10 protein-coding genes and 1 pseudogene are annotated in these 12,039 nt (G+C 34.3%); 1 reads left to right on the top strand and 10 read right to left on the bottom strand.

The window, feature by feature from the left end; translation table 11 throughout:
• A pseudogene (locus tag LV89_RS25445) lies at nucleotides 1–305 on the top strand (hypothetical protein); the annotation flags it as partial.
• Between the two features lie 236 nt (nucleotides 306–541).
• Here LV89_RS25445 and LV89_RS24575 read toward each other — a convergent pair.
• The 10 genes from LV89_RS24575 to LV89_RS24530 all read right to left on the bottom strand — a co-directional run bounded on the left by LV89_RS24575 (nucleotide 542) and on the right by LV89_RS24530 (nucleotide 11,906).
• Entirely contained in the window at nucleotides 542–2,428 is a 1,887-nt protein-coding gene (locus LV89_RS24575) for a CocE/NonD family hydrolase (RefSeq protein ID WP_109745644.1), read from the bottom strand.
• Between the two features lie 79 nt (nucleotides 2,429–2,507).
• The gene (locus LV89_RS24570) at nucleotides 2,508–3,629 is read right to left on the bottom strand and encodes an ABC transporter permease (protein ID WP_109745643.1); all 1,122 of its coding nucleotides are present in this window, start codon (nucleotides 3,627–3,629) and stop codon (nucleotides 2,508–2,510) included.
• A gap of 66 nt (nucleotides 3,630–3,695) precedes the next feature.
• The gene (locus LV89_RS24565) at nucleotides 3,696–4,838 is read right to left on the bottom strand and encodes an agmatine deiminase family protein (protein ID WP_109745642.1); all 1,143 of its coding nucleotides are present in this window, start codon (nucleotides 4,836–4,838) and stop codon (nucleotides 3,696–3,698) included.
• A gap of 223 nt (nucleotides 4,839–5,061) precedes the next feature.
• The gene (locus tag LV89_RS24560; RefSeq protein ID WP_109745641.1) at nucleotides 5,062–5,886 is read right to left on the bottom strand and encodes an AraC family transcriptional regulator; all 825 of its coding nucleotides are present in this window, start codon (nucleotides 5,884–5,886) and stop codon (nucleotides 5,062–5,064) included.
• 1 nt (nucleotide 5,887) lies between these two features.
• Complete coding sequence (locus LV89_RS24555; protein WP_109745640.1) at nucleotides 5,888–6,994, bottom strand: ABC transporter permease; 1,107 nt, start codon at nucleotides 6,992–6,994, stop codon at nucleotides 5,888–5,890.
• Between the two features lie 98 nt (nucleotides 6,995–7,092).
• Nucleotides 7,093–7,839, bottom strand: a complete 747-nt coding sequence (locus LV89_RS24550; protein WP_109745639.1) for an ABC transporter ATP-binding protein — start codon at nucleotides 7,837–7,839, stop codon at nucleotides 7,093–7,095.
• Entirely contained in the window at nucleotides 7,832–8,749 is a 918-nt protein-coding gene (locus LV89_RS24545; RefSeq protein ID WP_109745638.1) for an ABC transporter ATP-binding protein, read from the bottom strand. The genes LV89_RS24550 and LV89_RS24545 overlap by 8 nt, the downstream gene beginning before the upstream one ends.
• A 44-nt stretch (nucleotides 8,750–8,793) precedes the next feature.
• Nucleotides 8,794–9,777, bottom strand: coding sequence for an HlyD family secretion protein (locus tag LV89_RS24540; RefSeq protein WP_109745637.1), 984 nt, complete (start codon nucleotides 9,775–9,777; stop codon nucleotides 8,794–8,796).
• A 166-nt stretch (nucleotides 9,778–9,943) separates the two neighbouring features.
• Nucleotides 9,944–11,188 (bottom strand): TolC family protein, encoded by a 1,245-nt coding sequence (locus LV89_RS24535; protein ID WP_109745636.1) that lies wholly within the window; start codon nucleotides 11,186–11,188, stop codon nucleotides 9,944–9,946.
• A gap of 19 nt (nucleotides 11,189–11,207) precedes the next feature.
• Nucleotides 11,208–11,906 carry an IS630 family transposase gene (locus tag LV89_RS24530; protein WP_262509886.1) on the bottom strand — a complete coding sequence of 233 codons (699 nt, stop codon included), beginning with the start codon at nucleotides 11,904–11,906 and terminating at the stop codon, nucleotides 11,208–11,210.
• Nucleotides 11,907–12,039 lie beyond the last annotated feature (133 nt).

The raw sequence follows: 12,039 nt of genomic DNA, 5'->3' as shown, positions 1-12,039 counted from the left end.
TAGAAAATACGCACCTAAAATCAAGCGAAAAAATTAAAAAGCTAATCGTTTTTGTTAGTATAGCAGTTGGAATATGTACGAATATTGGAAAACATCATCATAAAAAAGTAAAAAAAATCAGAATTAAAAAACATGGGTATAAATCCAATAGTTTTTTCCGAAAAGGGCTTGATATTTTGAGAGAAGGTTTCAGAAATATCAATCAAGGATTTATAAAAATCTGGGATGAATTTTTAAATAAATTTACTCGGTGGATTCAAATACAACTATTTCATTATCAATACGTAACAAAAATCATCGGGTAGAGTAAATTTCATATTTATATTAATGATTAGTTCTACTTTGACACTTTTAAAAAAAAGATGGGAATTTGGGTATTTATCGTTCAACTTCCCGAAAGTTTTAAACTTTCGGGAAGTTCCCCCAAAGTCAAATTTGCCCATTTATTTAGAGTGCCAAAGTAGAATTAGTTAGTTCTCTTGTTTTAATTGGGGATATTTGTTTATGTTGAATATTTTAACCAATGCCCAATTTCCAATAACTATTTTAATACCTCAACTGTTATTTTGCTATCAGCATAAACTTTATGAGTTGCTTTTTGAAAATCAGATTCGTTGGCTTTATAAATATTTTCTACGTATTTCTGAGGGTTAATATCGAACAAGGGAAATGCCGTAGATTGCACTTGAATCATGATTTTATGACCTTTTTTGAAAGTATGCAGTACATCTTGCAAACGGAAATTGACATCAGTTTTCTGATTTGCCACTAACGGTTCAGGCTTTGAAAAAGAATTTCTAAAACGAGAACGCATAATTTCGCTACGAACCATTTGCTGATAACCACCCAAAGTGATGTGCTTTGGTGTGTACAGACTATTTTTCTCATCACCAGGATAAACGTCGATTAATTTTACGAAAAAATCGGCATCAGTTCCTGTGGTTGCGATTTTTAAATTTGCCATAATTTCACCACCGAGTGTCATGTCTTCTGTTAAAACATCGGTTTCAAAAGTTAAAACGTCAGTTCTTCTACCTGCAAAACGTTGGTCTTCGCTCATGTAATTTCTTGGAGAAAAACCTAAAATTTGCTTTGGGTCTTCTGTATATGGAACAGGTTTTGAAGGGTCAGAAACATATTCACTAAATCCATTTCCTGATATTCCTGTGGCAATTTTACCATTTGAATTTAAGTAGAAATCCACTTTCTGAGCCGTTTTTACTGGATATTCCGAAAATTCACGCCATTCTTTTTTACCCGTATCAAATAAAAATGCTTCTGGTAAACCTGTTTTGCCATCACCTGATTCTTTCAAAAAGTGTTTGAAGAATTTTAACTCCATATTTTTCTGAAAATAGGTTGAAATACTATCGCCAAAATAAACATTTGAGTGAAAATGATGCCCACGTTCACGAGCCCAATCGCCATGTCCGAAAGGTCCCATTACTAAAGTGTTGTAAACGTTGGCGTTATTTTTCTCAATGTTTTTGTAAACATTCAAAGGACCGGGTAAATCTTCGGCATCATACCAACCACCTACTACCATCAGAGCAGGTAAGTTTTTAACGTTTTTCAAATGTGGAATAATACTACGTTTTTGCCAAAAATCATCATAATTTGGATGTTGAGTGGTTTCTTGCCAAAAGAAATTATCCCCATATATTTTATCAATATTTTTAAGTGGTGTTAATGATTTATACCAATCGAAGCCATCGGCGGTGTTTACTTTTGGAAACTTATCGTCGTACCATGAATTTGAAGTTGGAGCAGGATGCTGAAAGCCAAAAACAGGAAATGTTAAACCGTAACCTAAGGTAAATGCTCCATTATGGTGGAAATCTTCAAAGAAAAAATCTGTGACTGGTGCTTGTGGAGATGCTGCTTTTAAAGCTGGGTGACCGCTCAATGCTCCTGCAACGGTATAAAAACCGGGATACGAAATTCCGTATTGTCCAACTCGTCCGTTGTTATTTGGAACATTTTTTACTAACCAATCAATGGTGTCATAAGTATCCGAAGATTCATCAACATCGGTATTTTTTGTCTTATGGTCAATTTGGGGTGTGACATTTGTCCAAACTCCTTCCGACATCCATCGTCCACGAACATCTTGGTCAACAAAAATGAATTTTTCACGCATCATATAACGTGAGTAGTACAACATTTTGGGATAATCATCTTTGCCGTAGGGAGCAACGTCGTAGCAAGTGCGTTGCATTACCATTGGGTATTTGTTGGTAGGAGAGGCGTCTTTGGGTGTGTAAATATTCGCAAATAATTTTACGCCATCACGCATGGCAATTTGCACTTGAGATTTTACATAATTTTCACGAATAAAAGCAGAATCTTGTTGTGCAACTGACATCATTTGAGCTTTTGAACTAAGTGCCAAAACACAAATGAATATAGAAAATATTAGGTTTTTCATGTGAATGTTTGTTGAGTTTTTGGTAAAATACAAAGATAAACGCTCTCGGCACTTTACCAAAAATACCGCTCAATAAACATCAAGCACTCCTTTTTCTGTAATTGAAAATTGCTAATCCATTAAAGAAAATGGCAAAGCCAATAATTTTTAGGAAGTCGGGTAATAAATCTGAAAATGAACTTCCTTTTAAAAATATTGCTCGGATAACTTTTACAAAATACATTGGCGGATTACAATTGGCAATGTATCTCGCCCAATCTGGCATACTCTCGATGGGCGTATAAAGTCCGCTCATTAACACAAAAATCATCATGAAGAAAAAGGCGAAAAGAGTGGCTTGTTGTTGAGAATCTGAAAACGTGCTTATTAATAAACCAATTCCTAAAACGGATAATAGATATATAGCAGAAAAGCCGTAAATGGTTAAATATGAGCCGTTTGGTGTGATTTTGAAAACCACAAATGAAACTATCATACCGATTGTAATTGAAATCATGCCGAGAATCCAAAAGGGAATTAATTTCCCTAAAATAAATTCATGTTTTTTGATGGGTGTAACGTTTATTTGCTCCATTGTCCCTTTTTCTTTTTCTGAAACAATATTTAAACTCGCTAAAAAACTTCCGACCATCGTTACCAAAATTGCCAAAATTCCGGGAACCATAAATAAATGGTAATCAATATGAGGATTATACCAATTGGAGGTTGTGATTTGGACTTGGGGCATATCCACAAATTTGGGTAATTGTATCCATTCTTCTCGAATTTCATTATTGAAATCAGCAATCATTTGCACGGCATACGACGAACCCAAACCCGCTTTGACATTATTGGAAGCATCGGCGGCTAAAGCTAATTTGGCAGAATTTTCTTTGATTAAATCTCTTTCAAAATGTGCAGGAATGGTTAAAATTAAATCTGATTTTCCTTTTCCAACATTATCCAAACCTTTTGCATAAGCATTGTCAAATTGAATAACCCTAAAATAATCAGATGAAGTAAGTTTAGAAACCAATCTTCTGGAATAACTCGAATGGTCTTGGTCAATGACGCTGATTGATAGATGTTTAATTTCATAATCAGCAGCCAATGGAATTACAATCAACTGCATAATGGGCATGATAAACATCATTCGTAAAATGGTGGTATCACGAAATATTTGTCTAAATTCTTTCTGCAAAATGAATAATAAGTTTCTCATAATTCGTTACTGTAAGGTTTGTGTCTAATGTAGCACGGGAATCCTTCCCGTGCTACATATAAATACCTATTTGGGTTGTTGTTGGGTTACACAATGTACCATTCCTCCGTTGGCATAAAGGTTTCTAACATCAATTCCAACTACCTTTCTGTTTGGGTATAAATTCTGGATAATCTGATTGGCAATAACATCATTTGGGTCGTTATAGTTGGGTACTAAAATGCAGTTATTCGCAATGTAATAATTGACATAAGAACCCTGATACCCTAAGTTTTTACCATATTCTGTTTTTACATTATTTTTTGTAAGTGGCAGATTCACAATGTGATAAGCAATTCCGTCTTTATTTTGTGCAAGATAAATTTGGTCTATGTCTTTTGCTGGAACTTCCCAATTCAGAAGGTCATCTTCCGACATGGTAACAAGGGTGTTTTTATTAGCAAATTTCACAAAACCGTCAATGTGCATATCTGTAATTTCTAAACCTGCAACGCCGTCTAACCAAATAAAATTTGTTACGCCCAAATACTTGGTAAAATTTGCTTCAGCTTGTGCTTGAGTCATATTGGGGTTTCTGTTTTTGTTTAAAATGGCACTTTTTGTAGCAATAAATGTACCGTTCCCATCCAATTCAACAGCCCCGCCTTCGTTGGTCATTAAGTTGTTCAAATCAATAACTTTTTGGCTTTGGTCTTTTCCTATTTTTGAAGGAATAGCATTACAATTTTGATAATTTGCCTTTTTCCCCCAACCATTAAATCCCCAATCTTCAAGCAACAATTGCCCATTTTTATCTTTTACATAAATAGGACCATTATCTCTAACCCAAACGTCGTCAGTAGCATAAATTTTAAATTCTATATTTTGTAATGGAACACCTGCCGAAACGAGTAATTTTTGGATTCTGTCTTTTTCGGTAAGATTATATGCTATGATATGCACTTTTTCACCCGAAACGAGTGCTTTTGTCATGGCAACCCACGTGGCATCTAATCTTTTACGGTAAGTAGTGCCGTACTGATAATGATGTGGCCATTGCAACCAAGTTCCTTCGTGTTGGTCGGCTTCGTCGGGCATGGTGTACAAAACATCGGTAGCCGACCGATTATTTGAACCTACATTTGTGTCAGTTTGCGTGCCGATTTCTTCGGCTTCGCAAGAGGTCAATAACATCAATAGCGATAATACTGGAATTAACATACGTTTCATTTTTCTGAGATTTAAGTTGATAACTTTTATGCAAAATTACCTTTCATATCAACGCTCATGTTGTCCAAAATTGACAAGTTACTGAAATTATAAAGCTTTTGTAATAAGACAAAATTAGCCCACTGATGATACAGATGTAATAGATTTATACTCGAATAAAATGAAGATAAAAATCTGCGTAAATCTGTCAAATCTCTTAAATCTGTGGTCTATTTGTTTTCATTTATATTTTCTTCAAAGGGAACAAAATTTCTGTAATAAGGCTATCTTTTTCATCAGTATCAAAATCATGGATTAGATAATGCTCAATCACAGGCGAACTATCAAATTCTAATTTTGCTTTCAAAAGCCAATCTTTATAAATCATTCGATAAGTATCTTCAATTTGCTCATAATCGCCTTTATGGATGTATTTAGCGTATTTTCTACCCAATATTTCTTTCGTTAAATATGATTTGTCATTTGGGTATTCCGTTACACAAGCTTCATAACGGCAATGTTTTTCAATGGTAATTAAAGGTTGGTCAACGATAATTCCATAGTATGAAACTCGATTATTTTTATGAAATATTTGGTCTATTTTATCCCAATGTTTTTCAATTTCATAATTGTTGTAATTGCTTGTTTTTATGCTTTGATAATAAATTTGAATAGGATTGAGATAGACTATTTCGGGCTGAATTAATGGTTTGTTTTGAACATCATGTAGGAATGATTCAAATATTTTTAATTTATTGTTTCGTGCCTCGGTTGGTGAAATTTGAAATTGTTTTTTGAAAGATTTTGTAAAAGCTTGCAGACTTTCAAATCCGACAGAAAAGGCAATATCCGTAACAATATCTGAAGTATAAATTAGTTTTTTATAGCCATTTTCAAGTTTTAACCGTTTCTGAAATGCTCCCAAAGTCTCCTCAAAAATATTTTGAAAAACACGTTGAAGATTTCGGTATGAATAACAACCAATATCTTCCAATTCTTCAATCGGGATATTACGATGAAAGTTATCTTCGACGTACTTGACAATATGTTGAATTTGCTCTAAATCCATTTTATTCCAATCTAATCTTAAATTTCTTCAGTGCTATCGTTAAATAAAATATCGTCATTCCAACTAAAATTAATGTTTGTTTCCAGATATATTCTATTCCTAATCCTTTAACCATGATGGTACTCACGATGCTATAAAACCACTTTGTGGGAATCAAATTGCTGATTATTTGCATTGGTAAAGGCATATTTTCTAAGGGAAACATAAAACCGCTGAAAATTAACGCAGGCATTAATAAACCTACCAACGAAATAAACATGGCTACTTGTTGGGTATTCACTAAGTTTGATATTAATAATCCTAAAGATAAAGTAGTGAAAATGAACAAAATGGATTCTGCTAAAAGCAAAGCGATATTTCCACGCATGGGCATATCAAGCACGGTATAAGCCAACAATAAAATGAGTAAAACATCTACAAAACAGAGTAATAAATAGGGAATTGCTTTGGTAATAACAACCATAATCGGTCGCATGGGCGACACCAACAGAATTTCCATTGTGCCTTTTTCTTTCTCTTTTACGATAGAAACGGAGGTCATCATTGCCCCCAAAAGCATCAGAATCAAGGTCATAACGCCAGGCACAAAATTAAAAGCACTACTCAATTTTGGATTGTACAACATACTACTTTCCAATTCTATTCTGTATAGTAATTTCTGCTCTCCTAAAATCTCATTTTGATAATCTCTGATAATTGCCGAAGCATAATTTATCATGATATTTGAGGTGTTTGGGTCGGTGGCATCACCAATAAATCTTATTTGCGTTTGTTTATTGTGGGAAAGATTATCTTGAAAATTTGGCGGAAAAATCGCAACCATTCGCAATTCATTTTTACGAAAAGCTTCGCCAATTTCACTTTCACGAGTTAATTTTTTAATGACAGAAAAGTAACGACTTTGGTCAAATCTATTAGCAAGTTGAATGGTACTTTCATCGTGAGAAAGGTCTAAAATGCCAATATTTGAGTTTTTAACTTCGTTTGACAATGCAAAACCAAACAAAAGCATCATCATTACGGGCAAACCTAACAGAATAATTAAACTGCGAGTATCCCGAAGTACGTGCCAAAATTCCTTGCGGATAAATGCGAAAAATAGTTTCATGATTTTGTTGATTAACCGCAAGGACGCTAAGACGCTATTTTTTAAAAATAGTGAAAAATAGAAGACGTTTAGCGTCTTTGCGTCCTTGCGGTTAATGATTATTCTCCCCGTTTCGCCTGTCTTGCCAATTTCAAGAAAACACCTTCCATTGAATCTGTTTCAAATTGATGTTTTAAATTATTGGGCGTGTCCAAAGCTGAAATTGTACCGTCCACCATAATGGAAACTCGGTTGCAATATTCGGCTTCGTCCATGTAGTGCGTGGTTACAAAAACGGTAATTCCCGAATCGGTTGCTTCGTAAATCATATCCCAAAATTGTCGCCTTGTGATGGGGTCAACTCCTCCTGTGGGTTCGTCCAAAAACACAATTTTAGGTTGGTGTAAAATGGCGGTTGAGAAGGATATTTTTTGTTTCCAACCCAATGGCAATGAGCCAACTAACTTCTCCGCTTCTTTTTCCATACCGAGCCGATGGATTAGGTCATTTCCTTTTTCTTTGATTTCTTTTCGAGACAAGCCATAAATACCCCCGAAGAATTCTATGTTTTCTTTAACAGTCAAATTTTCAAAGAGAGAAAACTTTTGACTCATGTAGCCAATGTGTTTTTTGATGGATTCATTCTCTTTATATACATCATAACCTGCAACGCTTGCTTCGCCAGAAGTAGGGGAGAGTAAGCCACATAAAATTCGCATGGCGGTGGTTTTTCCTGCACCATTAGCCCCCAAAAAACCGAAAATTTCACCTGCTTTTACTTCAAAAGTAATGGCATTTACGGCAATGAAATCTCCGAATGTTTTAGTAAGATTATGGGTTTTTATGACGGTTTCTTGACTAAGCATCTTGCATTAATTTTATAAATGTATCTTCAATATCTGGACTCACGGCTTTGATTGCAATATTTGAGTGTCCTTTCTGTTCAAGATATGGCATGAGATTGTTTAGGCTATTTTCGTTTGTTTTAAGCTGTAAATGGTGTTTCTGTCCAAAAGCAAAACAAGAAATAGTATCTGGATAGGCTCGTAAATCTTTTAATAATTGATACATTTTATCACTGCTGACGGCAAAAAGATTCTGTTTGTTTTTACTTAAAATCCCTTCTAATGTGTCAATATCCAATATTTTACTGTTTTGAATGAGGGCAATTCTGTCGCAAAGCTTTGCTTCGTCCATGTAAGGTGTTGATACAATAATGGTTATGCCACGTTCTTTCAATCTTTCTAACATTTCCCAAAACTCTTTTCTCGAAACAGGGTCAACGCCTGTGGTTGGTTCGTCTAAAAACAAAACTTTAGGTTCATGAATTAAGGCACAGCAAAGGGCTAATTTTTGTTTCATTCCTCCCGAAAGTTGTCCCGCCAAACGCTTTTTAAAAGGCTCAATCTGTACGTAAATTTCTCGAATCAATTCGTAGTTTTCTTCAACTGTCGTTCCAAATACCGTTGCAAAGAAGTTGAGATTTTCTTCGATACTGAGGTCTTGGTAAAGAGAGAATTTTCCTGGCATGTAGCCAACGATTTTTCTGATTTCATTAAACTCTTTCACAACATCAAAACCTGCAACCGTCGCAGTGCCACTGTCTGCAATTAATAATGTCGTGAGAATCCGAAATAATGTTGACTTTCCTGCTCCATCAGCCCCGATTAACCCGAAAAGTTCTCCAGATTTTACCGAAAAACTCACGTTGTCGAGTGCTTTAACAGTGCCTTTTTCGTAGGTTTTAGTGATATTTTGAATGATTACTTCTGCCATTTTTAGAATTGGGTGAGTGATTATGAATTAGTGATTTTTGAAATCTAAAACTTCACTTCGCCATACATTCCAATCTTGAGAAAACCATCATTTTTTACTTTGATTTTGGTAGCATAAACCAAATTAGCTCTTTCATCTTTTGTCTGAATCGTTTTTGGTGTAAATTCCGACTTGCTCGAAATCCAAGAAATTGTTCCCATCATTTCTTTGTAAGAATCTTTACCATTATCAATAAAAATCTTAACTGGCTGATTTACTTTTACTTGCCCCAATTGCGTACCTGCAATATAGGCACGAAGGGTCATGGTTTCTAAATTGGCAATTTTATAAAGTGGCTTGCCCATGCCTGTAATTTCTTGAGCTTCAGCATATTTTACCAAAACTGTTCCGTCAATTGGATTAGTGATTTTGCAATGACCTAACTGTTCATCTATTTGAGATATTCTCACTTGTAAAGGTTGTGTTTCACTCAAAATGCCTTTATTTTGAATATTTACTTGCTCTTTTTGTGAAGTAATTTGCTGCGTAATTACCGCCAATTGACTTTGCGTACTTTCCATTTGTCTTTTCAAAATGTCGATTTGTCCGATAATATCATCTAATTGTTTAGAAGGAACGGCTTCTGCATTTACTAAATTTTGGATTCTTTTACGCTCTTTTTCCAAAACTGTCATTTGTTCTTTTTGCGTAGCCATTACCGATTTTTGACTTTCTAATTGCTTATAAAATATCTGAATTTGTGGTGAAGCATTATTTTGTTTCAGTTTCAAAGCCTCAATACTTGCTTGCACTTGTGCTTTTTGTAAACCAATATTTTGACAATCAACTGCACCAATTTCTTGACCTTTTTTCAAGTTATCACCTTCTGAAATATTGAAATTGAGGAGTTTTCCACTTGATTCTGCCGAAATAATTATTTCTTCTGCTTCAAAAACACCTGTTGCATCAAAGTCATTTTTTGAAGAATTACAGGCTGATAAGCCCAAAATAAATGCCGAAAGAAAATATATTTTGTATGATTTTTTCATTGCTATGAATGGTTGATTTTTATTTTTGCCACGAAGGCACTAAGAATCAAAGTAGTAATAAATATTTTATAATTCAACTTTGTTGTATTCTGTCAGGAAGGCACTAAGATTTGAAAAAGTTTTAACTATTTTAACTAACCCCTAAATCCTAACCCCTAACCCCCAATTACATTTTACCTTTTGTAATTTTTATATTATTGATAATTTGTAACAATTGAACTTGGTGTAAACTCAAATTTTGTTTGGCCGTTGCTTCATTATCAACTTCTGAAATATAATCGCTTACGGTAATGATGCCGTTTTCGAGTTTATTTTCTGCCGTTTTTTTCATGTATTCTCTAATTTCAATCAGTCGAGAATCTTCTTTGATTTGGTCTTGCAATTTTGCTACGTCTTCATTTTGAGAAGCTAATTTTAGATTTGTTTGTTGTAAAAAAAGCTCTTTTTGACGGTCAATTTTTTCTTTGTTAATATCTAATTGTCGCAAATCTGAATTTTGTGTTTTTAAGTATAGATGTGATAACGGAATTTTTAAAGCTAAACCTCCAATAAAATATGTGCTGAAGTCTGGGGAAAGAAAATTTAAGGCTGGTCTGCCATAACCACCAGTTGCAAAGAGATTAACTTTAGGAGCATATTTTGCTTTTATTAATGATTTGTTAGCTTCGCTTAATTCTTTTTGAGCATCAAATAATTTTAGCTCTGGACGGTCAATATTCGCATCTTCAATCGCTTGATTTTGAGGTTCTTCCAAAATTGTAGTTGCTGAAAATTCTTTACCTGTCAAAATCGAAAGACCTTTCAGAGCTGCTAATTTTCTACTTTTGATTTCTCTTTGAATTTGTTTTAGTTCAATCAAACGAGCTTCAATCATCAAAACATTTCCTTTAATGGCGGTTCCATTTTGTAAATTTGCCTGAATTTTCTTCGCCTGACTTTCAAGGTCATTTCTTGAGATTTCTGTATTTGCCAATTGTTTATCAGCCAATAAAACCCCAAAGTATAGGTTTGAAATTTGTTCTTTTAGTTGAAAAATATTGTTCTCAATACTTTTTGAATCGGTATTTGCTGCTGCGGACGCCAACTTCTTTTGTCCTTTTGTCAAGCCTCCATCCCAAATATTTTGCGTTAAATCTAAAGTTACTTTGTATTGGTCTTTTGGAATACTCGGCATAGAAATATTTGGTAAAGAAATGGGCAGACCAGTCACTGCTGACTGCCAAGTAGCTTGTCCTCCCAAAGATGCTTGTGGTAATAAATTTTTATTCAAAGCATCAATCTGAATGTTTTGTGTTTCTTTAATTAATGGCAAAAGTTGTGCTTGTGGACTATTTTTTTCTGCTAATTCAATACAAGCTTGCAATGTTGTTTGAGCAGAAACTGAAAAGCCACAAATGACCATTATTAGCATGAAAATATGTTTTAAGTAGTTAAGCAAAATTAATCGTGTATTTGCTTCCTACATTTTCAAATATATTTATTATTGCTTTTTTAAGCGTATTTGCATCTTCATAATCTTCAATGTTAAGCCATAAATGTTTAGCATGATGCCACAGAATTTCAATAGGATTCAATTCAGAAGCATAGGGAGGGAGAAACTGCAAAAATATATTCTGAGCTTTCCATTCCTTAAATTTTGCTTTGACTTGAGCTGATTTATGAAAAGATGCGTTATCAATGAGAATAATTGTTTTCAACTTTGGAGGATATTGTTTAATGAAATCATCCATATATTTGATAAAATGTTGAGAGGTGGTACTTCCTTGATGTGCATAGGCTTGTAGGCTATTTTCATCCGAAAGAAACCCCGCAACGGTTAATATGTTCCCTCTTTGTGCAGGTAATTTAAGGGTTTGTCTGGCAGGTAACCAAGCATACATGGTAGTTGGATTGAGATTAAATCCACTTTCATCATAGTACCAAAGGTTTATTTTTCCCAAATGTTGTTCTTGCCTCAGTAAAGCAAGTTCTTGTTTGAAAAATTGAAACATTCCTTCATCTCTTTGAGATTCAAGGGATTTTGTCACTCTCCGCCAAGTAAACAAATGTAGTTGTAGCAATCGAATCAAAGTCCATTTACTAAATCGTTTGCCAAAGGTTTTATTTAATTCATTACATCGAAGATTAATATTTACAATTCCTAACAGGGAAGATTCGATGATACTTTTTTTTCCTTTGGAGTCAATATACTGGGGCGACCACTACGTGCTAAATCTTTGAGACCTCGGGATTTATTATCCTCCCAACGTTTAAACCAAAAAG

Source organism: Arcicella aurantiaca, from assembly GCF_003148625.1.
GTDB classification, from domain to species: Bacteria; Bacteroidota; Bacteroidia; order Cytophagales; family Spirosomataceae; genus Arcicella; species Arcicella aurantiaca.
Note: the sequence above shows the minus strand (reverse complement) of the source record. Positions and strands in the feature narration are given on the sequence as shown.